The sequence below is a fragment of the Bradyrhizobium sp. U531 genome (assembly GCF_051710265.1).
Classification (GTDB): Bacteria; Pseudomonadota; Alphaproteobacteria; order Rhizobiales; family Xanthobacteraceae; genus Bradyrhizobium.
This window is the reverse complement of record NZ_JASVEN010000011.1, coordinates 97,656-120,703: the sequence shown is the minus strand read 5'-3', so window position 1 is coordinate 120,703 and position 23,048 is coordinate 97,656. Positions and strand designations below refer to the sequence as shown.

At 60.6% G+C, this 23,048-nt stretch carries 21 protein-coding genes; 4 read left to right on the top strand and 17 right to left on the bottom strand.

Annotated features, from left to right (window positions below):
* Positions 1-40: 40 nt before the first annotated feature.
* From QRQ56_RS33995 to QRQ56_RS33930, 14 genes are all read right to left on the bottom strand, one after another.
* Positions 41-1,024, bottom strand: a complete 984-nt coding sequence (locus QRQ56_RS33995) for a molybdopterin-dependent oxidoreductase (protein ID WP_438745786.1) — start codon at positions 1,022-1,024, stop codon at positions 41-43.
* Between the two features lie 87 nt (positions 1,025-1,111).
* The gene (locus QRQ56_RS33990) at positions 1,112-2,005 is read right to left on the bottom strand and encodes a LysR family transcriptional regulator (RefSeq protein WP_438745785.1); all 894 of its coding nucleotides are present in this window, start codon (positions 2,003-2,005) and stop codon (positions 1,112-1,114) included.
* A gap of 260 nt (positions 2,006-2,265) precedes the next feature.
* On the bottom strand, positions 2,266-3,066 hold the full coding sequence (locus QRQ56_RS33985) for an ABC transporter ATP-binding protein (protein ID WP_438745784.1): 801 nt from the start codon (positions 3,064-3,066) through the stop codon (positions 2,266-2,268).
* 4 nt (positions 3,067-3,070) lie between these two features.
* On the bottom strand, positions 3,071-3,922 hold the full coding sequence (locus QRQ56_RS33980) for an ABC transporter permease (RefSeq protein WP_438745783.1): 852 nt from the start codon (positions 3,920-3,922) through the stop codon (positions 3,071-3,073).
* Positions 3,922-5,247 carry a CmpA/NrtA family ABC transporter substrate-binding protein gene (locus tag QRQ56_RS33975; protein WP_438745782.1) on the bottom strand — a complete coding sequence of 442 codons (1,326 nt, stop codon included), beginning with the start codon at positions 5,245-5,247 and terminating at the stop codon, positions 3,922-3,924. Before QRQ56_RS33975 ends, QRQ56_RS33980 begins: the two co-directional genes overlap by 1 nt.
* Positions 5,248-5,399: 152 nt before the next feature.
* Positions 5,400-6,704, bottom strand: coding sequence for an ABC transporter substrate-binding protein (locus QRQ56_RS33970; RefSeq protein ID WP_438745780.1), 1,305 nt, complete (start codon positions 6,702-6,704; stop codon positions 5,400-5,402).
* A gap of 26 nt (positions 6,705-6,730) precedes the next feature.
* Positions 6,731-7,438, bottom strand: a complete 708-nt coding sequence (locus tag QRQ56_RS33965) for an ABC transporter ATP-binding protein (protein ID WP_438745779.1) — start codon at positions 7,436-7,438, stop codon at positions 6,731-6,733.
* Entirely contained in the window at positions 7,435-8,190 is a 756-nt protein-coding gene (locus QRQ56_RS33960) for an ABC transporter ATP-binding protein (protein ID WP_438745777.1), read from the bottom strand. Before QRQ56_RS33960 ends, QRQ56_RS33965 begins: the two co-directional genes overlap by 4 nt.
* Positions 8,187-9,185: a branched-chain amino acid ABC transporter permease gene (locus tag QRQ56_RS33955; protein ID WP_438745776.1), complete on the bottom strand. Its 999-nt coding sequence runs from the start codon at positions 9,183-9,185 to the stop codon at positions 8,187-8,189. Before QRQ56_RS33955 ends, QRQ56_RS33960 begins: the two co-directional genes overlap by 4 nt.
* Complete coding sequence (locus QRQ56_RS33950; protein ID WP_438745774.1) at positions 9,182-10,039, bottom strand: branched-chain amino acid ABC transporter permease; 858 nt, start codon at positions 10,037-10,039, stop codon at positions 9,182-9,184. The genes QRQ56_RS33955 and QRQ56_RS33950 overlap by 4 nt, the downstream gene beginning before the upstream one ends.
* Positions 10,040-10,391: 352 nt before the next feature.
* Positions 10,392-11,519 (bottom strand): ABC transporter ATP-binding protein, encoded by a 1,128-nt coding sequence (locus tag QRQ56_RS33945; protein WP_438745773.1) that lies wholly within the window; start codon positions 11,517-11,519, stop codon positions 10,392-10,394.
* Positions 11,516-12,658, bottom strand: a complete 1,143-nt coding sequence (locus QRQ56_RS33940; RefSeq protein ID WP_438745772.1) for a M24 family metallopeptidase — start codon at positions 12,656-12,658, stop codon at positions 11,516-11,518. The genes QRQ56_RS33945 and QRQ56_RS33940 overlap by 4 nt, the downstream gene beginning before the upstream one ends.
* A 102-nt stretch (positions 12,659-12,760) precedes the next feature.
* A complete protein-coding gene (locus QRQ56_RS33935) occupies positions 12,761-14,569 on the bottom strand; it encodes an ABC transporter permease subunit (protein WP_438745771.1) in 1,809 nt (602 codons plus the stop codon).
* Positions 14,570-14,578: 9 nt separating this feature from the next.
* Positions 14,579-15,691 carry an ABC transporter substrate-binding protein gene (locus QRQ56_RS33930; RefSeq protein ID WP_438745770.1) on the bottom strand — a complete coding sequence of 371 codons (1,113 nt, stop codon included), beginning with the start codon at positions 15,689-15,691 and terminating at the stop codon, positions 14,579-14,581.
* Between the two features lie 123 nt (positions 15,692-15,814).
* Here QRQ56_RS33930 and QRQ56_RS33925 point away from each other — a divergent pair, with 123 nt between their 5' ends.
* Positions 15,815-16,297 carry an Lrp/AsnC family transcriptional regulator gene (locus QRQ56_RS33925; protein ID WP_438745769.1) on the top strand — a complete coding sequence of 161 codons (483 nt, stop codon included), beginning with the start codon at positions 15,815-15,817 and terminating at the stop codon, positions 16,295-16,297.
* A gap of 13 nt (positions 16,298-16,310) precedes the next feature.
* Here QRQ56_RS33925 and QRQ56_RS33920 read toward each other — a convergent pair whose 3' ends face one another.
* The gene (locus tag QRQ56_RS33920; RefSeq protein ID WP_438745767.1) at positions 16,311-17,510 is read right to left on the bottom strand and encodes a diaminopropionate ammonia-lyase; all 1,200 of its coding nucleotides are present in this window, start codon (positions 17,508-17,510) and stop codon (positions 16,311-16,313) included.
* Between the two features lie 251 nt (positions 17,511-17,761).
* Between QRQ56_RS33920 and QRQ56_RS33915 the strand changes: the two genes are divergently transcribed.
* Positions 17,762-18,952 carry an aminotransferase class V-fold PLP-dependent enzyme gene (locus QRQ56_RS33915; protein ID WP_438745766.1) on the top strand — a complete coding sequence of 397 codons (1,191 nt, stop codon included), beginning with the start codon at positions 17,762-17,764 and terminating at the stop codon, positions 18,950-18,952.
* 17 nt (positions 18,953-18,969) lie between these two features.
* Here the strand turns inward: QRQ56_RS33915 and QRQ56_RS33910 are convergent, their stop codons facing one another.
* Together QRQ56_RS33910 and QRQ56_RS33905 are read right to left on the bottom strand one after the other, a co-directional pair.
* On the bottom strand, positions 18,970-19,350 hold the full coding sequence (locus QRQ56_RS33910) for a RidA family protein (protein WP_438745765.1): 381 nt from the start codon (positions 19,348-19,350) through the stop codon (positions 18,970-18,972).
* Positions 19,351-19,754: 404 nt separating this feature from the next.
* A complete protein-coding gene (locus QRQ56_RS33905; RefSeq protein ID WP_438745764.1) occupies positions 19,755-20,708 on the bottom strand; it encodes a LysR family transcriptional regulator in 954 nt (317 codons plus the stop codon).
* 140 nt (positions 20,709-20,848) lie between these two features.
* Between QRQ56_RS33905 and QRQ56_RS33900 the strand changes: the two genes are divergently transcribed.
* Both QRQ56_RS33900 and QRQ56_RS33895 read left to right on the top strand, forming a co-directional pair.
* Positions 20,849-21,709: an alpha/beta fold hydrolase gene (locus tag QRQ56_RS33900; RefSeq protein WP_438745763.1), complete on the top strand. Its 861-nt coding sequence runs from the start codon at positions 20,849-20,851 to the stop codon at positions 21,707-21,709.
* A gap of 148 nt (positions 21,710-21,857) precedes the next feature.
* Positions 21,858-22,811, top strand: a complete 954-nt coding sequence (locus QRQ56_RS33895) for an alpha/beta fold hydrolase (RefSeq protein WP_438745762.1) — start codon at positions 21,858-21,860, stop codon at positions 22,809-22,811.
* The last annotated feature ends 237 nt before the right edge of the window (positions 22,812-23,048 follow it).

The window sequence follows — 23,048 nt, the reverse complement described above, 5'->3', positions numbered from 1 at the left end:
GGCGCGAACGCGGAAAATCTGCACGAGCGGTTGCGCGTCTTCAGACGACCGAGATCGGCACCCGATAAATCGCATTGCGCCGCCCGTCTGGCGGCTGGCTCTCCCCCAAGCGAGATGTCGCCCGGGACATGAGGCCGGTGCATCCCTTTTCTGCGGACCAATCACAGACGAACTTTATCCATGACCGCCCCGGCGGCTTCTCCAATCGGCATTCCTGCCAAGTCCGTCCCTCGTCGAAGCTCAACTCGACGGTAGCAATGCCATCGTCCCCCCAGGCCCATCCCCAGACCTGCACAAGGTCGTCACCGTTGAAATGGCTGCCGGGCTTCGGCCATACGACGACGGATTGGGGGGCGATCTCCCAGACGGGGCGGATAGACCCGTCCGGCTCGGGGTCATTGTACCATTTTGTGGTGAATACCCCGGGTGCCCGTTCCGGGTGCAGCTCGACCTTGCGGAGCCATTTGACGCTGTTCGTGCCGTAGAAGCCCGGGACCACGAGCCGCAGGGGGTACCCGTGCTCAGGAAGAAGCGGCGCTCCGTTCATCTCGTAGGCCAACAAGACGTCGTCGGACATGCGCGACAGAGGTAGATCCTTGACGTAGTTTCCGCACTCCAGGCCCCCGAATTCGCCAGAATCCGCACCATGCGACCAAAGGAAATTTGCGCTCCTTTCCGCACCCGCCAATCCGAGCACATAATCCAGGCGAACGCCCGCCCAGCGCACATTGCAGATCCGCTGTGTCGGCTTGTCGGGCGTGAGCGGGCTGCCCGCACATTGATGCACCGACACGACTTCGGTCCTCGGAAACGTCTTGAGTTGACCAACGGAGAAACTGGCGGCCCTTTCGACCAATCCGCCGACCTCCAATTTCCAATCATCCCCCTTGGCAACTTCAAGAACGCCGAGGTGGCACAGAACGATGCAGCCTTCGGTCGGGGTCAGGCGATCCACCAGTTGATGGGGCTCCAACGGAATCCTGCCGAAGAAACCGCGCACCTTGTACGTAAAGTCGTCCGCCATCGCCGCGCTCCCTGAGCGCCAGTATTCTAGTATATCTCTGAAGAAGCCGTGCGAGGGAAACCCGCAAATGACCTTGCACGAATTGGATCACTCGAAGTCGTTCAGGAAGGCCCTGTCCGTCTTGAGTATCTCATGAAGGAAACGCAGCAATGTGCGCACCCTGCCCATATATTCGATGTCCTCATGGACTGAGATATACAGAGATCGCGTAACGACAATGTCCTTCATGAGACGCACGAGGCGGGGATCCTTCTTCGCCGAGAAGAAGGGCAGAAGGCCGATGCCGCGCCCTACGGCAATTGCATTCTGCTGGGCAGCCATGCTGGTCGACCGAAAGACCACGCTTTCCGGCACCAGCACGTCGTGCAGCCATTGCACCGGCTGGATCGCCACAAGGTCGTCGACATAGTCGATGAAATCATGACGCTTCAATTCCTCCATCGTGGCCGGAGCCCCCCGCTCCAAGATGTACTTGGACGACGCGAACAGCCCGAGCTTGAACTCGCCCGCTTTCTTGACCGATAGCCTCGGACCGGCCAAAGGAACGAAGCTGATGCAGACATCCGCTTCGCGCTTGGTCAGGTTGATCAGATGCCTCTCGGTAACCAGCTCCACCACCACGCCCGGGTGCTTCTCGTTGAACTGGACCAGCTTTTCCGCCAGGTAAAAGGCGGCAATACCCTCCATGCTCGTAAGCCGCACACGACCGGTTGGCTCGGTTGGGGCCGCGCGAAAATCCTCCGTTATCACCAGGGCAGCACCTTCGATCTTCTCGGCTGCCTGGTAGAGCTTGTGGCCGTCCTCCGTGAGCACGAACCCATTTGGCTTGCGATCGAAAATCTTGATTCCGAGATCCCGCTCGAGCTCGGAGATGCGCCGGCTGACAGTCGTGTGGTCAACCTTGAGACGCCGCGCGGCCGGCATCAACCGGCCTTGCCGCGCAAGCTCAAGGAAGAACTTCAGATCGTTCCAATCAAACATTCGCCCGCGCGCCGCAAATTTCGGACTATACCAAATTCATTCTATCCGGCAGGTGGCCACCGGGCGCCCGATGAAACAATCTCTTGCAGCCGCTTTCAAGGTGTCTAAAGTGAAGTTTGCGCCGGGAGCCCGCGACGGGGCGCCACAGGAGTTCGTCCGAGCACTGACGGATCCCGCGAGGTCGCTGGTGCTAGGACTAAGGCGTCAACCGCCGATTGCCTTCGACGTGCACAACCCGGCAAACGCGAGCGAGTTTCTCCTTAGCTCTCGGCAACGTCTTGCGGCGCCCGTTCTCTCTTGTACAGATATTCCAGAATCTCTTTTCGGTAGTGAATACTCCCGGCATCCGTCGCCAGTTTGAGCCGATCGCGGGGGCGTGCAGTATCGATCTCCCAAATCCGGCCGATCCGGGCCGCTGGTCCGTTCGAGAGAGCCACGATCCTGTCACTCAGGAAAATCGCTTCGTCGATGTCGTGGGTGACCATAACAACCGTGGTTCGTGTCTTCTCGACGATCCGAACCAGTTCGTCCTGAAGGCTTGATTTCGTCAACGCGTCGAGCGCGCCGAACGGCTCGTCCAGCAACAGGACCTTGGGCTCGACCGCGAATGCCCGAGCAATGCCTACCCGCTGCTTCATTCCACCGGAAACCTCAAACGGATATTTGTTGATCGCGTGTTCGAGGTGAACGAGCTTCAGCGCCTGCTCCGCCCGGTCCTTCAATTCTGATTGCGACGCCCCTTTGAACGCCTGCTTGACGGCAATATGGACGTTTTCGTAGCAGGTCATCCACGGCAGGAGAGCGTGGCTTTGGAAGACCATCGCCCGTTCCGGCCCCGGCCCCGAGATCGGTGCCCCGGCGCAGAGCAGTGTTCCCTTGCTGGGCGCCAGGAGCCCCGCCACGATGTTGAGCAAAGTACTCTTGCCGCAGCCGGAATGCCCGATCAGACAGACGAACTCGCTGTGCTCGATCGCCAGCGATATCCTATCGAGCGCCAGAAGGCCCTTGCCGGACCGATCGACAAACGACATCGATACATCGTTGATCTCGAGATCCGCCATCGTCCTATTCCCGGAAGCTGAGGCTTTCGCCGATACGCTTGAGCATGATGTCCAGCGCCAACCCAATTCCGCCGACGAGGACGATGGCAACGATCATGCTTGCTATTTGCAGGTTATTCCATTCGTTCCAGATGAAATAGCCGATCCCGCTCTGCGCGCCGACCATCTCCGCGGCAACGATGACGAACCAGGCTATGCCGATCGAGATTCTCATGCCCGACAGGATCATGGGCACGCTCGATGGAAAGACCACGCGGGCGACGTACTCGAGCCTGGGAAGACCGAATACGCGCGCCACGTTGACCCACTCTGCGCGGACCGAAGCGGTCCCGGTCGCCGTGCTGATCAACATCGGCCAGACGGCACAGATAAAGATGATGAAGATAGTCGAAACGGTGCTGTCGCGGAATGTATAGAGCGCGAGCGGCATCCACGCGAGCGGCGACACCGGCCGGAGAATTTGGATGAATGGATCGAGTGCGCGGTAGCATGCCGGCCACAATCCCAGGACAAATCCCAACGGAACCGCGACGAGCAGCGCCAACGTGAAACCCAAGGCCACCCGGCCCATGGAGTAGGTCAGGTGCCATGCGATGCCCAGATTGTTGGGATTGTCGCGATCGAATGCATGTGTGATCAGCTCCGAGCCGCGGAGCGCGACCGCCCACGGCGAAGGGATCGCACCGGCTTGCTGACCTGGCGCGCTTTGCCCGGCAAGACGGGCGTATTCGGCGTCGGCAGCGCTGATGTTGCCCGCGGGAGCGGACGTAAACCAGGCCCAAATGCAAACAAACACGACGAAGATTGCGACCGACGATACCCAGGGCTGCCGCAGCCAGCTTGACGCCCCGTTCATCACCCCGGCTTCCTCACCGAAGCCAGGTATTCCTGCGGCTTGCTCGAGTCGAACTCCTTCCCGAGGATTTTCTCGGTACCGAAGCCCACCGACGGCGGAGTGGCACCCTGTTCGCGCATGATCCGCGCGGCATCCGTTGCCAACATCACTTTTTCGGCGAGCGCCTTGTAGTCAACGTCCTCCTTCAGCATGTTCCAACGCCGAAGTTGGGTCATCAGCCAGACTGCTGCTGAGTATTGTGGGAACGGCTGATAGTCGACCCGGCGCGGATCCTTCTTGATGGCGCCGAGGCCGTCCGCATAAGTGCCACTCAACACCTGCTCAACCACGATCTCCGGCGCGTTGAGGTATTGCGGCTCCGACAGCACCTTCGCCATGCCGGCGCGATTCTCCGGCTTCGAAACATGAAGACTGGCCGCGATGATGGCGCGGTAGAAGGCCATGAACGTGTTCGGGTTCTGCTGGACCCAGCTTTCAGCCGCCGTGACCGAGCAGCAGGGATGTCCGTCCCAGATCTCCTTCGAGATCAGATGAATGAAACCCGCTCCCTCGTAGACGGCCCGCTGACCGCCCGGCTCACCGCCGAAGAAGCCATCGATGCTTCCGACACGGAGGCTCGCCACGTACTCGGTCGGAGGAACGATACGATACTTGACGTCCTGGTCCGGATCGAGACCAGCGGACGCCAGGTAGTTGCGAAGTTGCAGCGTTTGATGGCTTTGCTCGAACGGGACCGCGAAGGTGAAGCCCTTCCAGTTCTTGGGATCCCGATTGTCCTTGTGCTTGTTGGCGAGCACGAGCGAATTGCCGTTCTGGTTCAGGATCGTAAGCACCTTGATCGACTGGACGTTGCCGCCGAGCCCCGCGGTCATCGTCAGTGGCACGGGCATGACCTGCTGCGAGACGTCCAGCTCGCCGTTGAGCATCTTGTCGCGGATCAGGGCAATGCCGGCGATTTTCTGAAGGCTGACCTCCAGGCCTTCCTTGCTATAGCTGCCGAGCTTCTCGCCGTAGATCAGCGGGACAGCACAGGTAATCGGCAGGAAGCCGACGGCAATCTTGGTCTTTTCGAGCGGCTTGCGCTCCTGGGCGATCGCCTTCAGGGTGTCGATGGGGAGGATGCTGGACAGCGCTCCAATGAGCGCGCCGGCACCTACGGTCCGGAGCAATTCCCGCCGCAACATGGACTGCGGAAACAGGCCATGCAGGAGCGCTTCCTGGACGCCATCGGATATCGCTTCCTCGACGCTCGGCTGCGCCGAAGCGTGTTCGCCGCAACTGCAAAGGTTGCCGATGAAGCGGTGATCATGGGGTGCGTCACGCATCTGCGTTCCTCCGTCGAAATATCCGGCACAAGATCGTAACATCGGTGTTCACGCGGCCCACGCCAAAATTGCGCACAAACGCCTGCAATTTTCTGCCGGTGCCCCCCGAGAACTACGGCCCCGGAGGAATGGACACGCACCGAATGCAGCCGCTAGAGCGGCAGCTTCGACAGGTCGACGCGCGGCGGCATCAGCAGCGCCAGATCGTCCTTTGAGACGTGCTGCTTGACCTCGAACTTGCCGCTCTCGACCCGGGAGATGTAGCAATCCACAAGGCCGGAATGATCCTGCTTGCGCAGGCTCTTGGCGCCCTGGGGATGCCCGATGGAGTTGTCCATCGACAGCCCTTCGAGCGCCTCGATCACCAGCGGGTCATCCTTCTTCGACTTCCAGCCGCTGAGCTCGATTGCCCGCTTGAGAGCGAAGACATTTTCCCAGCTCTGCCAGGCATGACTCTTTGCCATCACACGGCTCGAGGACTTTTCCCGTGCATCGACATCATCGATCTCCATCCGGGCATTGTGCTCCTTGTGAAAGGCGTCGTCCTTGTAGGACAACATGCGCGGGAAGTTCTCGACGAGATAGACGCCCTCTGCCGCCCCCTGCAAGTCGGCCGGGGCAATCGCCTCCATGGTGCCGCAGACAGAATACATTCGCATCGTCTTCTCCAGGCCCATGTTCTTGGCTTGGGTATAGAAAGCGACGGACAGCGCTCCGAAGAAGACGGAGAACAGCACCTCGGTGTCCTGAGGGATCTTCGCCAGATAGGGCACCATGTCTTTCGCATCGAGCGGCACGAAGATCGGTGGATTGACCTTACCGCCAAGCTTCTCGATGACCGCTTTGTGCTCCTGATAGTGACTATGTCCCCAGGCATAGTCGGGGGAAATGATGGTCCAGTTCTTTCCCAGGTTGGCAAACGCCCAAGGGGCTCCCGCTGCTGCCAGGGCATAGGTGTCCGTGCCTGTACGGAACGAGTAGCGGGTCCCCTTTTCGCCGGTGACCTCCGTCGCTTCGCCGGCCGAAAAGTAAATGGTCTTCATCTCGGTAGCGATCGGCACGGATGCCAGCATCACGCCCGAATGGACCGATCCGATGATGAAGCCGGCGCTGCTGCGGTCGATGAGCGATCGAAGCTTGCGGCTGCCGGTCGCCGGATTGGACTCGGTGTCCTCGGTCACCAATTCCACCTTGCGGCCGGCGATTCCACCCTGCTCATTCACGAGCTTGACCGCCGCCTTGACGGCCTTGTCGTGCCAGTAGCCCCAGGAGGAGAAACCGCCGGTGAGCTCGCAATGATTTCCGAGCACGATCGGGCCGCTCGCCTGCGCATAAAGATCCTTCGTCAGGCCGAGGTATGAGGTTCCCGCGGCGACTCCGCCTGCGAAGGCGTGAGCAAGAAAGCTGCGGCGGGACTTTCCCGATGCCGACCCACTCTTGGTATCCTTTGGCGCCATGATTGTCTCTCCTGAGAATGCCGTCGCTACAGTGCGACGCCGAGGTAGCGATGAATGGTACTGGGGTCGCTCTTGAGCTGCTCCGGAGTCGCCTCGTGGACGACGACTCCCTTCTCCATCAGATAAATGCGCCCGGCAAGGTTGAGCGCGGTTCGCAAGTTCTGCTCGATGAGCAACACCGAAACCCCGCGAGCGGCGATGGCGGCGATTTCGCGCCTGATGTCCGCGACCAGCTTCGGCATGATGCCTTCGGTCGGCTCATCAAGCAGGATCAGCGAGGGGCGCCGCATCAGGCAGCGGCCGAGCGCCAAAATCTGCTGCTCTCCGCCCGAGAGCGTTCCGGCGGCCTGTGTCCGTCGCTCCGCAAGGCGCGGAAATCGACCGTAGATCTCGTTGACCAGCGCCGGATCCGGCAATCCGCGCAGGCCAAGGTAAAGATTTTCCTCCACCGTCAGCAGCGGAAAGATGCCCCGCCCCTGCGGGACATAGCCGATGCCGAGACTTGAGAGACGGTGAGGAGCAATTCGCCTGAGATCTGTTCCGTTGAACGTTACCGCCTCCGCCCGACGCGGCAGCAGCCCAAGAATGGCCCGCAACGTCGACGTCTTGCCAACGCCGTTGCGGCCGAGCAGCGCGACGGTCTCACCGGCGCGCACTTCGAGATTCACGCCGTGCAGAACCGGCACTCGCCCGATTGCAGCCGTCAGCGCAGAAACCTTGAGGACCGGGCTCATGTTGCCTCCTCGGCTGCGCCAAGATAGGCTTCCTGCACCTGTCGATCGGCAGATATCTCCCGCGGTGTTCCGCGCGCAAGAACCGCGCCTGCGGCCAGTACCGTGATGTGATCGGCGATTCCGAACACGACCTCCATGTCGTGCTCGATCAGGATGATCTGCATCGACTTCGAGAGCGCCACGATCTGCGCGACCGTACGTTCGGTCTCCGCCGGGCTCATGCCGCAGATCGGCTCGTCGAGCAGCAGGAGCTTCGGGCAATTGGCGAGTGCCAGCGCGATCTCGAGAAGCGCCACGTCTCCATACGCTAATGTGCCGGCAAGACGCTTGGCCTGCCGTGTGAGTTGCACCTCAGCCATGATTTCCTCGGCGCGTTCTGTGACGCGTCGATACCCGGCTGCCGGTCGAAACGGGTTGGTGATCTTCTCGTGGGTCATGACCGCAACGCGGATGTTGTCTATCACGCTGAGCCCGAAGAAGACGCTCTTGACCTGCAAGGTTCGCGATATGCCCCTCGCCGCTATCTGATGCGGCTTGAGACCCACGATGTCTTGCCCGTCGAAAATGACCTGACCTTCGTCCGCCCTGATGATCCCGGTGACGAGATTGAACAACGTCGTCTTGCCCGCGCCATTCGGACCGATGAGGGCGTGCAATTGTCCGAAGCGAAAATCCAGATCAACGGAGTTGACGGCCAGGAGCCCGCCGAACTTCTTTGAGAGATTCCGGATGGAGAGAGCGCTTTCCATCATCGCTCCTCCGTCGAATCCGGCTTGATGCCGGTTGCTCGGCTCCAAATGGCCTGAAAAGCGCCGACCATTCCCTGTGGTGCGAACATTACGACCAGGATCGTGATCGCGCCCACGGCAATCAGGTAATTCTCCCAAATGCCCGACATCACCTCACGGAACGCAATCAGCAACGCGGTGCCTAGCAGAGGCCCCAGCAGCGTGCCGACACCTCCCACTATCGCCCAGACGACAGCTTCACCAGAGACGTGGTAGAACATGTACGAGGCCGAAGCGTATCGGCCGAAAAGGCCGAACAGGCCTCCTCCGATTCCGGCGAGCGCCCCCGCCATGACGAAGGCCAGCCACCGTGTCAAATAGACATTGATGCCGATAAGCCGCGCCCGGCTTTCGTTCTCGCGGACGGCAGCGAACCGAAGCCCAAGCGGCGACCGAACCACCAGCGCGACCAGGATGTAGCAGGCCAGCGTGACCAGCAGGATGAAGTAGTATTGCGTGGTGCGATCGGAAAGGCTGAGCCCGGCGGACGCAAAAAGGGGCGGTGCGGAAAAGTTGATACCGTCATCGCCACCCGTTAGCTCCTTCGCCGACATAGCGATAAAATAGAAGATCAACGAGAAGACGACGGTGATGATGGCGAAATAATGCCACGTCAACCGAACAGCGAGTGCACCTGCCAAGGCGGCCATCAGTGTCGCGGCGGCCACCCCGAGCCCCAGCGCTGGCCACAGTCCGAGCCCGAGCTTTGAAATGCCGATTGCAACCCCATACATGCCGACGCCGAAATAGAGAGCTTGCCCGAACGAGAGCAGGCCGACATACCCGAGCAGAAGATTGACGCTCGCGGCAAGCAAGGACCAGATCAGGATCTCCGCAACGACGTTGATCCAGAAATTGGCACCGAACATCGGAAAGAGTATCGGCACCAGCGCAAGCGCGGACACCAATCCGAAGGCCGCGATGGATGTCGCGGCAGGTCGACGCGATGACGCATTCATCGGCTTGCTCCAGCGAACAAGCCGTGGGGGCGGGCCAGAAGCACCGTGCTCATCAGGGCGAGCGAGGCAATTCGAGCGACAGTCGGGTCGGCGAAGCTTGATACCACCCCCTCGAGAACCGCCACGAGGACCGCCGCAGCCACCGTGCCTTGCAGATTGCCCAATCCTCCAATCACGACCGCCATGAAACAGGCCGGGAGGATGTCGACACCGGTCCGAAACTCCACCGTCGTGATAGGTGCCGCGATCGCCCCACCAAGCAATGCCAAGGCAGTTCCGAGCGCAAACGTGAACGCGCAGACCAGTGTTACGGGAATGCCGAGCGCGGTTGCCGTCTCGCGGTCATGACGTACCGCACGGATCCACGTGCCAAGCCTCGTGCGCATCAGGAACAGGAAGAACAGGCAGATCGCGCTGGCGGCGAAGACGGCGGCAACGACACGATAGATCTCGTAGTCGATGCCGAAAATGTGGATCGTGCCCTCTACCGGCGGCGTCATACGTCGCGGCTGAGGTCCGAAGGTCGCGCGGACCACCTCCTGAAGTATCATCGAAAGCCCGAACGTGATCACGATGGTTAGCGCAGGCGGCCCCTTGGTCGGACGCACCACCATTCGCTCGACCGCCCAGCCGAGCAGAAAGCCAAGTGCCGGCACCAGCACGAGGGCGATCCAAAACCCGGTGCTGGTCGAGATGACCAATCCCAGGACTGTTCCGACCATGAAGAAGTCACCATGGGCGACATTGATGATATCAAGCAGGCCGAAAATGATGGAGAGACCGAGCGCGATGAGAGCGACGATCAATCCCCAGACCAGACCGTTGAAGGCCAGCGCGATGATCAGTTCAAGCATGGGCCCCCTTGCCGCTCCCCCGTTCCGCTTCATCGTGTTCGCAACGGCGATCCACGCAAACTTAGAAAATGCGCAAGGGGCTTCGCGGAAAAGGGCTTTCGGCAGTGCGGTCACTCCATGGGCACAACGCCCAAAGGAACGGCATTTTCTGCGCGTCAGCGACGCAGAACAGCGTCGATCAGTCCACCGCCGGCGGCCTCGTGTCCTTGCCCCGTACGCGCCTTCGCACTCGCGACCAGCTGCGCGAGCGTCGACCGCAGGGCACCGGACCTGAGCTGATCAGTTGCGCCCTCGATTGCTGCCGTTCGGCTCATCTTGAGATGCTCCTTCAAACTTCGACGGCTTCGGTAAACTACGGCTCGGCCGCGAACACCCGTGTATGGGCAGTGTCGATAGAGACCCGCACATGTTGACCGGATTGAAACAGAGGCAGCCCAGGAACTGCCGGAGTCCGTGCCGTCAGCCTCAGCCCGCCAATTCTCACCAGGACGGTTTGGTTTGTACCGGTATAGGCCGATTCAAGGACGGTCGCATTGCTGTCGTCGTGCGCCTCAAGACGAATGTATTCGGGCCGCACCGCGAGCCGACCTCGATCGCTATGCGAAAAGACTCTTTCTCTTTGCAAGATCATCTGCTGCCCGAGATCGGCGCTGTTCGCGGCGACGGCGTCGCCAAACCGGCCAAGCTCGACCGGCAGAAAGTTCATTTCGCCGATGAAGTCCGCGACGAAGGCCGTGGCCGGCTCCTCATAAAGATTCCTCGGCAGGCCGAATTGCTGCAAGCGACCGCGATCGAGAACCGCCACGCGATCCGCCATGGAGAGAGCTTCTTCCTGATCGTGGGTCACGAAGATGATGGTACTGCCCACCTCCTTGTGAATGAGCTTGATTTCCATCTGGAGCTGCTGGCGAAGCTTTCGATCCAGCGCTCCGAGCGGCTCGTCCATCAGCAAGAGCGGCGGGCGGAACACCAGGGCTCGAGCCAGTGCGACACGTTGCTGCTGTCCACCTGACAGCTGGCTGGGAAGGCGGGCTCCATATCCGTCGAGCGCGACGAGCTTCAATGCGTTTGCGACCTCCCGCTCAACATCGGAGCCGCCCAGGCCTCGCCTGCGCAGGGGATAAGCGATGTTCTCGGCAATTGTCATATGCGGAAACAGCGCATAGTTCTGGAACACCATGCCGAAGCCACGACGATGGCTTGGCAGATCGTTGATCCGCGCGCCGTCCAGCTTGATATCCCCAGAGGATGGCGTCTCGAAACCGGCGATCATCATGAGAAGCGTCGATTTGCCGGACCCGCTGGCCCCCAGCAGGGCCACGAATTCTCCCGCCTCAATGGACAACGACACGCCGTCGACAGCCTTTACGCTGCCGAAGCTCTTTGACAGCACGTCGATCGATACGGCGCCGCGCCGCGGTTTCGCATGGCCCGCGCGGGTCGGCGAAAGCTCGTTGGTCATGTCCGCGGTGATCGTCATGTCGCGTCCGTCTCGAAGATCTGACGTGGCGTCTTGGTCAGCCGCTCGCCGCCACTGTTTGTCACGACGACGGAATCACTGATGGAAAGACCGGCGGCCGAGGTGTACATATGGAAGACCATGCCCTCTTCGAGCACCCAGTCCGAACGTGGCGTGAAGCAACGATGGAGATCGCTGGTATGCTGAGACACCAGCGGGGTCACGCCGAGCGTGTAGCCTGTGATATTGTCGTAACTACTTCTCAGCCCGGCCGCCACGACGCCTTTTCGCACGATGCGATCGACGTCGGCTGCGACGGCCCCCGGGACGAGGGCGGCAATCTGGCGATCCTGCAGTTCGATGAGAGTTTCGGCCGCCTGCTTTTGTGCAGCCGTGGCGCGCCCAACGATAACCGAACGCATGATCCGAATGGTGTAGAAGCGCAGGCGCGGCAAAAGCTCAATATGAACGATATCGCCGTCGATTAGCGGGCGTTCTTCCAGGAAGCCGTGCAGCGAATCCCAACTGGATCCGACATTGAGCGGACCAACGAAGCCATCGTCGAACCCGAGCTGATAATAGGCGCTTGCGGCCGCGGCAGCGACGTCGCGCTGGCTTCTTCCCCGAGCGACCTCGCTGACCGTCCTTGCCAATGCGCTGTCGAGGAGCCCACCAGCCCGCTTCATATGTGCGATCTCTTCGGCCGACTTGCATCGCCTGAGGTCCCATGCGGAGCGCTCCAGGTCCCCGATCACGGAATCCGGGAGGAGTCGGCAAAGCGTTTGATAGCGCAGCACCGTGAACGAGTTCGATTGGAAATCGACGCCGATGCGCGAATGGGCGATCCGCCCCCTCCGCAAAGCATCGACAAGGACGGTCAACGGATCCTCCCAATCGCCAAAGCCGACGATGGCCTCGAACCAGCTACGCTGCCGAGCCGGCGGAATATCGAGCTTGCGAACCAGAAGGAATGGTTGGCCGGATGCAGGCACGATGCAGGCCCGCCAGAGATTTTCGGAGACGGTGTAGCCCGAAAGCCAGGCCATCATCTCGGGTTCGTCGAGGATTAGACAGTCGAAGCCACGCTCCTTCATGAGCAGCTGCAAGCTGCTCAGGCGGCTCTTATACTCATCGAGAGAGAATGTGAGGTCCCTCGTCATGTTCGCTTCTCCACAAAAATGAAACGCTGGGGGGCCTCAACGGATAATCGAGCGCCTCGACCGCATTCCCAGGTACTTCAAGCTAGACATTCTCTCAACCCTCTAACCATGCCCGGCTCGAACCGCGGCCCGATCCTGTCGGCCCTTGAGGGCCGCGCCAACGAAGAGGCGTAGAAGACACAGGGCCGCGAGGACGACCAGGAACAGGACGGCGATAACCGCAATTTGAGGGCTGATCTCCAGTCGAATGTTGTCCCACATTCTCATCGGCAGCGGTGTCGCAGACGGCCCGCTCAGGAAGAGACCGAACACCACATCGTCGAACCCGACGATGAAAGCGAATATGGCCGCGCTCGCGAGGGTGGGCAGCAGCAATGGGAGCGTCACCGTTCTCAGGGTCGTCAATGGACCTGCGCCCAGGCTCGCCGCTGCACGCTCCAGAGTACGATCGAATCGCTTCAACCCGGCGACCATCACGACGATGGCATAGGGAGCACCAATGAGCGTGTAGCTGAGCGCAAATGCGAGCGGCGACCCGATCAGGGGAGACTTCGCAAAGGCAAAGAAGAGCGAAACGGCCATCACGACGTGGGGGATGATCAAAGGCGAGATCAGAAGGAGGTAGATGGGAAGCCGGCCGGGAAAGCGATGACGAACCAATGCGAAGGCGGCAGGAATGCCCACGAGGGCGCTCAACAGGGCCGAGAACCCCGCCCAGCGCAGGCTGAAGCTCAGTGCGTCCAGCCACTGGCTGTTGCCGAACAGACGGGTGAACCAGCGAAGTGAGTAGGCCGGTGGAGGAAACGTCAGATATGGAGCGTCACTGAATGCAAGCGGCACTACGATCGCGAACGGCAGGACAAGCAGCAGAATAGCCAGGCCGGCGCAGAAAAACAGGAGAGGCCGGCGGACGAGCGACAGCAATTCATGCGAGCGCAGGAGAACACCGTGAAGTGCAGAGGACAAGCGTCCTGCCAGCGGATGCGCCAAGCTCAGACCGCTGGCAGCACGGTCTGACGAAATCCCCGCACCTCCTTGCGGACGGTCATCGAGCTCATCCGCAATTCGGTTCCGGAACACCAAGAATATAAGAATGACTGCAATCAGCAGCACGGACGATTGGGCCGCCGCTTCATTGAAATTGCCGAGGATCAGAACCCGCAGGCTAATTCCCTGCGCGATAAGATAGTCGTCGGGCCCCCCCAATAGTTCAGGCGTGATGTAGAAGCCGAGGCAAGACAGGAACACGAGCGTACACCCACTGACGAGGCCCGGCATGGAGGCCGGCAGCGTCACACGCAGGAATGCGTCGGAGGGAGGGCTGCCCAGGCTCTGTGCGGCATTCGTCAGACTGGGATTAATGCGGACGAGCGCCGCATACAGCGGGAACACCATCAAGGGGAGTTGGACCTGGACCATTCCGATATAGACGCCGGCAGAGTTGAAGACCATCTGCAGGGGCTCGGAGATGAGGCCGACGTTCAGCAGCATCTTGTTGATCGGGCCGCTTGGGCCAAGCAGCACGATCCAGGCGTAGGTACGAATGAGAACGCTCGTCAGATACGGCAGCGTGACGACGAGAAGCAGCGATGTCGCCACTCTCGGTGAACAACGAGAAATGGTGTAAGCCAATGGATATGCGACAATCAGGCAGATCGTCGTGACAGTTGCGGCGAGCTTGAGAGTCTTCAAGACGATCCAGAAGAACGAAGATGAGCTGGCAATCTCGGAATAGTTCTTGAGTGTCCAGCCACTCTCGGATTGAACGCTCTTGAGAACGAGTTGTGAGATCGGGAAAACGTAACCGATCAAAAACAGCGCCGCGATCGGGAGCAGCAGCAGGACGGGAATGAGCCATTCCCGCCTCGTGCGGTCGCTGCTGGTGCTCGACATCGTCGTGCCCTCGATCAACACCGTAGCCTACCGTCCGCCCGACAGCCATCGCTCCCACTGCGCCACCGCGATTTCTGTATTCGCCTTTCCATCGACCTGCGAATTCCAGAACGCATAGTCCTGCACGATCTGTTGCTTGCGCGCCTCCGGAGACGTCGGAAGAAGCTTGGCGCGCTCCGGAGGAACGAACTTGAAGGCCTGCGAATTGGGCGGAGCGTAGAGAATGTGTTGAACGAACTTGGCCTGGTTCTCCGCGCGAGAGGCGAAAGCGAGGAACTTGAACGCATTGTCCGCGTTCTTCGCGCCCTTCAGCACGACCCAGCAATCATATTGCAGCAAGCCTTGATTCCAGGTGTAGCCGATCTTCGCGCCCTGTTCGTTGGCTGCTGACACGCGACCGTTCCAGGCACTTCCAGCCGTGATGAGCTTGTCGACGATCAACTGCGGCGCCTCGGCGCCGTTGTTCCACCACTTGACGATATTGGGCTTGATGCGGCCGAGGCTCTTGAACGCGCGATCCCAATCGATGGGATAGAGCTTTGTCGGATCCACACCATCCGCCATAAGGGCAGCTTCGAACGTGCCGCCATCGGACGCCCATGTACCCGCCATCAGCGAACGTCGTCCTGCGAACTTCTGGACGTCCCAGACGTCCGCCCATGAGTTCGGTGCGTCGGACGTGAATTTCGCCGAGTCGAAGGCGATAAATAGTGAGTAGACGATGGCCGGCACCGTGTACTTGCCCAATTTGATCGGATCAAACCCGTCGATGTCGGATCTGTTGAAATAGCCGTAGTCGATCGGCGTCAGAAGATTGTCCCGCTCAAAAGTGGGGGCTTTGCCACCGGGCAGGATGGTAACGTCGTAGCGAGGTGCTCCCGCGAGAACGCTCGCCCGGACGGCACCCGTATCGGTTCGCGGCTGAGCGATCACCTTGATGCCCGTCTCGCGCTCGAAGGGCTCGAAATAGGCAATCCGCTTCGCCTCTCCCCATGATCCGCCGCCGTCGTAGACCACGACCTCGCCGGATCCTTTCGGAATTTGAGCAATAGCTGGCGCGGGGAGCAGAGATCGCGCCGCAGCCAGTCCCCCCGCCAGTGCAGTCCCCTGAAGAATTCGCCGCCTTACGATGTTAACCATCGTTGATCCTCCTCAATAGCTTGCCCAAAAACTGTCCATGCATATATTCTGACACCCGGGAGACGAAATTCGCCATTTTCGGTGCCATCAACGCCGAATAACTGCATTTTAAGGGATTCTTGAGTGGCTAACGGACGCGCGGATCTTGACCGCCTTGACTTCAAGCTGCTGATGTTGCTCCAGGAGAACAATCAACAGACCTCCGAAGAACTCGCCGAGCGTGTTGGCCTTTCGCCGACCTCTTGCCTGCGTCGGTTGCGTCGACTTCGCGAATCCGGCGCCATCATGTCCGATGTATCGATCGTTTCGCCGTCAGTCGCGGGAGCGCGGGTTACATCGATCGTGCTGGTGGCACTCGAGCACGAACATCTCGATCTCCTTGATACCTTCAAGACCCGCATGAGCGCCTATCCCGAGGTCACGCAATGCTATTACGTCACCGGATCGGCCGACTTCATACTTGTCGTGAACACCGGCTCGATGGAAGAGTACGGGGCATTTACGGAGAGAGCATTTTTTCCGGACAAGAATATCAAGTCGTTTAGTACCTTTGTGGCCATGCAGACCGTCAAGTTCACGACTCGCGTCAATCTCGACAATCATTGACGCTCGGCCCTCGCTACCGACTCCCGCTCCAGGCAGAGAGATCCGTCGGACCTTCCGTTGCGAAGAGCAACACTCTGGACGTGCGGTCGACGACCGGCTTGTCCTGCCCCCTACCTGCCGCGGCTCTTATCAGACCCGCTAGTCCCGCAGCTCCCGATTCCCCCACCCGCAGTGCAGGATCTCCGGACGTCCCTGTGTTCAGGAGACGCACCGCGTCGGCGGCCTCTTCGTCTGTCACCGCAATAAAGCCGGTCGCCAGAGAGTCTATGATCGGCCACACGAGCAGCGAAGGACTTTGGCATTCGAGCATGGACATGTTCGTGGCCGGTCCCGGCGGAAGCCGGACCGGCTCTCCGGCACGGGCGCTCTCGTACAGGCATGCCGATCGTTCGGGCTCGACGATCCACAATTGTGTTTCCGCGCCGAACAGTCCGCATGCCCATCCGTGCCCGAAAACACTTGCAGCAAGTCCGCCGACACCGGCCTGAACCAGCACGTGTGTAAAAGATGCTTCGGGCCCGTTGGCCGCCGCCATGATCTCGTCAATGAGGACCGCATAACCCTGGACCACGAAAGTGCAGGCCTTCTCATCTTCCCCAGGCCCAACCGTATCGGGAACGGCGATCCAACCGTCCTGATGCGCGGCTTTTGCGGCCGCTTCGACAGAGTCATTGTAGTCTCCAGCGACCCGTACGATGGTGCCGCCTAGTCGGGAGATATGAGCAGCACGTTCGTCGGTAACGCCTTCGTGGAGATAGACGACGGCCCGAGCCCCGATGAGCCTCGCCCCGGCCGACACGGAGCGACCGTGATTGCCATCCGAGGCGCAGGAAAAAGTCAGCGCTGAAAGCAACGAACGCACGCCAGGCTCGAGCAATTCGGCAGGCAAGATCGCCCGCCCGGTACACCGCCGAGCATGCTCCATGGCCATTTTCAGGACGGCATAGGCGCCGCCCAGACCTTTAAAGCTCCCAATGCCGAGCCGCTGCGTTTCGTCCTTTATCCACACTTCCGCGACGCCCAATTGTTCGGCCACGCCGGGAAGTGAAATCAGCGGGGTCGGCGCGTACCGCGGACATGATCGCAGCAGCCGGCGCGGCTCATCCCCTGCGCCTTGATCGCACCACCAGGGAAGCTGATGGGGACCTGCCGCGCGATTACGGAGCAAAATCGGGCGACGCTGCTCATGCAAACTCGGCGACGCGCCGTCCATAGGGTTCGAAAGCGCTCCCAAATCATCCTCCTCGACCGGTGCGACTGCCTTGGGGGCTAAAGTGCCAAACTGCGAGGCCGGTTTTGCGCATAGATTGGGCACTTCGCGAGATTTTCCTGCATTGTCCTGCCTAAAATGGCGGGTTTCCGCTTCGCCGATCGCTACGATTAGGAAAGCTACCCAATGGAACGCGCCGCAAGTCTGTTCGCGCGGCCGGCCCCAGCCTGTACAGCCGCGAAGAGGTCGCTTGCGTGCAATATTTGTCGGAACTCGAGATTGATCGCCTACGCCGGGATACGCCCGGAGTGACAACCCGGACTCACTTCAACAACGCGGGTGCAGCACTCATGCCCCAGCCTGTCGTGGACGGGATGATCAGCTACCTCGAGCGAGAAGCTGCCATCGGCGGCTACGAGGCTTCCGCCGAAAGCCACGATCGCCTCGAGCGGGTATATGACAGCATCGCTCAGCTCATCGGGTCCGCGCGCGAGGAGATCGCGCTTGCCGAGAACGCCACGCTGGCTTGGCAACGTGCCTTTTACTCGCTGCGCTTCGCTCCCGGTGATCGAATTCTCACGACCACGGCGGAATTTGCCGCCAATTATCTCGCCTATTTGCAGGTCGCACGCCGAACTGGTGCAAGCATCGAAGTCATCCCCGACGATGAGAACCGGGCGCTCGATCCTCGGGCGCTTGAGCATATGATCGACGAGCGGGTACGCCTCATCGCCATCACCTGGGTACCGACCAACGGTGGTCTCATCAATCCAGCGGCCGAGGTCGGACGCATTGCTCGCAAATATGGCATTCCCTATTTGCTGGACGCTTGTCAGGCAGCGGGTCAGATGCCGATCGACGTCGCGTCAATCGGTTGCGACATGCTGACGGCGACTGGTCGTAAGTTCTTGCGCGGTCCACGCGGAACCGGCTTTCTTTTTGTCCGGAGTGGCTTCCTGACGGGAATCGAGCCGGCCATGATCGACCTATTCGGGGCACGGTGGACTGGTCAGCGAGATTACGAGCTTCGATCTGACGCTCGCAGGTTCGAAACCTGGGAGGCCAATTTTGCGGCCCGACTGGGACTCGGAATTGCGGTGGACTATGCGCTTGCGCTCGGCATCGACAAGATCGAGCAGCGTTGCCGCCTGCTCGCAGAGGAATTGCGCCGAGAGCTGGCAGCCATCCCCGGGGTGTCAGTCTGCGATATTGGAAAGAATCTCGCCTCGATCGTATCGTTCACGGCTTCCAACGTCGACGCGCGCGAGATGATGCGGCGCTTGTCCACCGAGAATATCAACGTGTCAGTCTCTCCGCCAACAAGCACACCGCTCGACGCTGCAGCGAGAGAGCTACCGAATCTCGTCCGCGCTTCGCCGCACTATTACAACACGGTCGACGAGGTTCGTCGCCTGACGTCTGCAGTTCGACGTATTGCTGCTTGAGTCCGATTTGCAGGTCGTCAAGGCGCGATCGCGATCATCTCGATCTCCACGTTTGCGCCGAGCGGTAGAGAGGCGACACCGATCGTCGTGCGTGCGGGGTAAGGTTTTGAAAAATGGTTCGCATAGACGCTATTCATGGCAGGGAAATCGTTCATGTCGGTCAGAAAGACGTTGCATTTGATCACGTCGTCAAGCTTTAGACCTGCGCCTTCAAGTACAGCGCTGAGGTTTCGGAAGCACTGACGCACCTGGGCCTCTATCCCGCCATCTACCAACAGACCGGTGGCACTGTCGACGGGCGTCTGGCCGGACAGAAAGACCAAGCCGTCAACCTTCATGCCATGCGAGTAGGGACCTATCGCGGTCGCGCCCCTCGCCTCGATTGCTTCTTTCATCATTTGCCCTTTCCTCAATTCGAGCTTCGAAGTTCAGCGTCAAATATATCCGGCCGGCACATTGAATGCGAAGATGGAGGTTCCGGCCCCGACCGAGTTCACCTGCGCGGCCTCGACGATGTTTCCGCCGCTCTCGAACGGGCAACCCGAGACATCGGCCGCGATCCCAGTCAAGTCGCGGCTTGGTGAGGGATGGCTATCCCACGAGGAGCAAGGGCGGACGCGCTATTGCCCGGTCGAGATTCGTGACCACCGCTGTGGACCACTGCTCCGACCGGCAAGGACTGGAAAGTCAGGTGATTTGGGAACGACTATGGCAGGCCGACGGTCACCCCCGCATGACGCGGAGTGGCGTTCGCTACTCGCTGGAAGGAGGAGGCCGGAAGCCTTCGCGCGATGGCCATCCGCTAGAGGGTCGGCGCATCGGGTTCTCGTCGCGCGGACGAATTGTGGGCGTGAAGCATCACGTCCACCAGCCTTTGCCGCAGGCGCGGAACGACGAAATCGACGAAGGCGCGCAACTTGAGCGGTAGACGGTTCTGTGAGTCGTATACGAGGTGCACGGGACGCGCCTGAGGCTCGAACTTCTCCAGCACGAGCGCCAACCGGCCCGCCCTCACGTGCTCGGCGACCTGATAGGAAACCGCGCGCACGAGACCGGCGCCGGACAGCGCGGCATCGATCGCCGCGTCGATCGTATTGACGCTGAGGCGCGAACTGAACGTTGTCGAGATCTCGACGCCCGCCGCTTCGAACGTCCACGAACTGAGCGCCGATATGCTCTGGAACGAGATCACGCGATGTTTCGCGAGATCTTCAGGCGTATGCGGCGCGCCGTGCGCAGCGATGTAGTCAGGACTGGCACAGACGATATGCCGGACGGTGCCCAGCCGAGTCGCAACGAGGCTGCTGTCGGGCAGCGAACCGATCCTGATCGCGACGTCGACCTGGTCCTCCAGGAAATGCGCGACCCGATCTGTCAGCACGAGTCCGACGGATACGTCCGGGAAGGCGTCGAGAAAGCGGGTGACGACCGGAAGGACGTTCAACCGTCCGAACATGATCGGCGCCGTGACGACGAGATCGCCCTTCGGCTCGACGTACTCGCCGGCGGCAGCCCGTTCGGCTTCGTTCAACTGCTCCAGGATCGACTTCGCGGCGGTGACGTAGGACCGGCCGGCAGGCGTGAGTTCGAGGCCTTTGGCTGACCTGGTCAGAAGGGTCGCGTTCAAATGTTCCTCGAGCTCGGACACCTTCCGACTGACCGTCGCGAGGGGCAAACGCAGCCTCTTGCTCGCCTTCGAGAGGCTTCCGCATTCGACCGCCGCGAGAAGGACGGACATCGCATGCAATCGGTCCAATTTAGACCTTCCAAAATTTGAGAGGGTTATTTCCGATTTTATAGCCTACCCGCCCAATCTGGAAAGCCTCAGAACGACGTCATGGACCAAGGACGGCAGGCGGGATGCCCGCCCGGATCCGGACACGGAGGATATTTCAGATGACAACGCAGACCCTTCACCGCACCGCCACCGTCAAAGGCCGCAAGATATTCTATCGGGAAGCCGGAGACCCGGCGTCTCCGACTATCCTGCTTCTGCACGGCCTGCCCACGAGCAGCCAGATGTTCGGGGACCTGATGCCGGCGCTCGCCGATCGCTTCCATCTCGTTGCACCCGACTACGTCGGATTCGGCCACTCGGATGCGCCGTCGAACAAGGAGTTCGTCTATTCATTCGACAATTTGGCGGACCACGTCTCTGGTCTGGTCGACGTTCTCGGGCTGAAGGACTACATCCTCTACATGCAGGACTATGGCGGCCCGATCGGCTTCCGCCTATTCACGCAGCGCCCCGAGAAGGTGAAGGGCTTCATCATCCAGAACGCCAACGCCTACATGGAAGGTGTCGGCGACGCCCCCAAGAGCGTGCTACTTCCCTTGTGGGAAAATCGGACGCCCGAAACCGAGAAGCCGGCCCGCGACTTCGTCGGAATAGAGGGGACGAAATTTCACTGGCTGGTCGGCGCGAAAAATCCCGAGGCGATCAATCCAGACAACTGGGTGCTCGATCAGGCGCTGCTGGACCGTCCGGGCGTGCAGGACTACCAGGTCGATCTGCTCGATAACTACAAGACCAACATCGGTCTGTATCCGGAGTGGCAGGCAGCCTTCCGCGCCCACAAGCCGAAGACGCTGATCGTCTGGGGAAAGCACGATCCCTTCTTCATTCCACCGGGTGCCCGTTCGTACCTCAACGACATCCCGGAAGCGAAGCTAGTCTGGCTCGATGCGGGACACTTCGTTCTTGACGAGAACGGCACCCAGGTCGCGGCCGAGATCAAGACGGTCTTCGCAGACTGAAATCGTCTTCCTCGCAGCCGGCTACCTCAGGACAGCCGGCCACCATTCCAAGGAAATTCATCATGTCAACGCCGGGAGCCCACGTCGTGACCGGCTCTCGAAGCCGCCTACGAAGCACTTTCCCCCGAATCATCGAGGACGCAATGCCATGAAGAACCACTTGCGAAGCACCCTGATGGCGACCGCGGTTGCCTTGACGTGGTCTGCGGGCGCGATCAGGGCGCAGACGCCGTCGACGTCCTCCACCACGACATTTCACAGGGCATCGGTCGACGGCGTGAACGTCTTCTACCGCGAGGCGGGTCCGAAAGACGCGCCGACCATCCTGCTGCTGCACGGCTATCCGTCCTCGTCGCGACAGTTCGCCACTCTGATTCCGCTTCTCGCGGACCGCTACCATCTCGTGGCGCCCGACTATCCGGGTTTCGGCGAAAGCGACGCGCCGCCCGCGGAGCATTTCCGTTACACCTTCGACAATCTCGCCCGGATCGTGGATCGACTGACAGAGCAGTTGGGACTGAAGAGCTACGTGCTCTACAACAACGATTACGGCGGACCAATCGGCATGCGTCTCACGCTCGCCCATCCCGAGCGCGTGAAGGCGATCATCGTACAGAACGCGGTGTCGCACGAAGAAGGGCTCGGTCCGGCCTGGGACATCCGAAAAGCGTTCTGGAAAGACCGGGCGACCTACGAAGACAAGGTCATCCCGGGGTTCATCTCGCTCGATGGCGCCAAGACGCGACACCTCGGTTCTTCGCCGCGCCCCGAGCGCTACGACCCGGCCGAATGGGAGGCGGAGGCAGCGCATCTTGCGCGGCCCGGCCAACGGCAGATCCAGTCCGATCTGTTCTTCGACTACCGGACCAACGTTGCGAGCTATCCGGCCTGGCAGGATTGGTTGAAGCGCTACCACCCGCCGCTGCTCGTCATTTGGGGCAAGTACGATCCGTCCTTCGCGCTACCGGGAGCTGAGGCCTACCGCCGCGACGTGCCCGACGCCGAAGTCCATCTGCTCGAAGCCGGTCACTTCGCGCTCGAAGAGGGCGTGGACGAAGCCGCCAGGCTGATCCGCGACTTCCTCGCGAAAGTGAAACTCTGACGAACGGGAGATACGAAGAAAACGACGCTCGCGAAAACATCGGCTTTCTGTCTCGATCGCGGCCTTCACCCTGCGATCGCCCCGGCAGCCGAAGTGAATGCGCGCGTCGATCGCTGCTATCCGGTCATCGAACACGCACGTTTAGCGGACGAGGATTTCGGCTCGACGTGAGTCAGACCCAATAATGGAGACCCGATGATAGCTCCCTCCCCATCAATTCTGGTTGCGGCTCCTGTC

What these genes read in the sequence shown, in the direction of transcription:
- QRQ56_RS33995 (WP_438745786.1), bottom strand. Translation starts at nt 1,024, where the DNA reads ATGGCGGACGACTTTACGTACAAGGTGCGCGGTTTCTTCGGCAGGATT.
- QRQ56_RS33990 (WP_438745785.1), bottom strand. Translation starts at nt 2,005, where the DNA reads ATGTTTGATTGGAACGATCTGAAGTTCTTCCTTGAGCTTGCGCGGCAA.
- QRQ56_RS33985 (WP_438745784.1), bottom strand. Translation starts at nt 3,066, where the DNA reads ATGGCGGATCTCGAGATCAACGATGTATCGATGTCGTTTGTCGATCGG.
- QRQ56_RS33980 (WP_438745783.1), bottom strand. Translation starts at nt 3,922, where the DNA reads ATGAACGGGGCGTCAAGCTGGCTGCGGCAGCCCTGGGTATCGTCGGTC.
- QRQ56_RS33975 (WP_438745782.1), bottom strand. Translation starts at nt 5,247, where the DNA reads ATGCGTGACGCACCCCATGATCACCGCTTCATCGGCAACCTTTGCAGT.
- QRQ56_RS33970 (WP_438745780.1), bottom strand. Translation starts at nt 6,704, where the DNA reads ATGGCGCCAAAGGATACCAAGAGTGGGTCGGCATCGGGAAAGTCCCGC.
- QRQ56_RS33965 (WP_438745779.1), bottom strand. Translation starts at nt 7,438, where the DNA reads ATGAGCCCGGTCCTCAAGGTTTCTGCGCTGACGGCTGCAATCGGGCGA.
- QRQ56_RS33960 (WP_438745777.1), bottom strand. Translation starts at nt 8,190, where the DNA reads ATGATGGAAAGCGCTCTCTCCATCCGGAATCTCTCAAAGAAGTTCGGC.
- QRQ56_RS33955 (WP_438745776.1), bottom strand. Translation starts at nt 9,185, where the DNA reads ATGAATGCGTCATCGCGTCGACCTGCCGCGACATCCATCGCGGCCTTC.
- QRQ56_RS33950 (WP_438745774.1), bottom strand. Translation starts at nt 10,039, where the DNA reads ATGCTTGAACTGATCATCGCGCTGGCCTTCAACGGTCTGGTCTGGGGA.
- QRQ56_RS33945 (WP_438745773.1), bottom strand. Translation starts at nt 11,519, where the DNA reads ATGACGATCACCGCGGACATGACCAACGAGCTTTCGCCGACCCGCGCG.
- QRQ56_RS33940 (WP_438745772.1), bottom strand. Translation starts at nt 12,658, where the DNA reads ATGACGAGGGACCTCACATTCTCTCTCGATGAGTATAAGAGCCGCCTG.
- QRQ56_RS33930 (WP_438745770.1), bottom strand. Translation starts at nt 15,691, where the DNA reads ATGGTTAACATCGTAAGGCGGCGAATTCTTCAGGGGACTGCACTGGCG.
- QRQ56_RS33920 (WP_438745767.1), bottom strand. Translation starts at nt 17,510, where the DNA reads ATGGACGGCGCGTCGCCGAGTTTGCATGAGCAGCGTCGCCCGATTTTG.
- QRQ56_RS33910 (WP_438745765.1), bottom strand. Translation starts at nt 19,350, where the DNA reads ATGATGAAAGAAGCAATCGAGGCGAGGGGCGCGACCGCGATAGGTCCC.
- QRQ56_RS33900 (WP_438745763.1), top strand. Translation starts at nt 20,849, where the DNA reads ATGACAACGCAGACCCTTCACCGCACCGCCACCGTCAAAGGCCGCAAG.
- QRQ56_RS33895 (WP_438745762.1), top strand. Translation starts at nt 21,858, where the DNA reads ATGAAGAACCACTTGCGAAGCACCCTGATGGCGACCGCGGTTGCCTTG.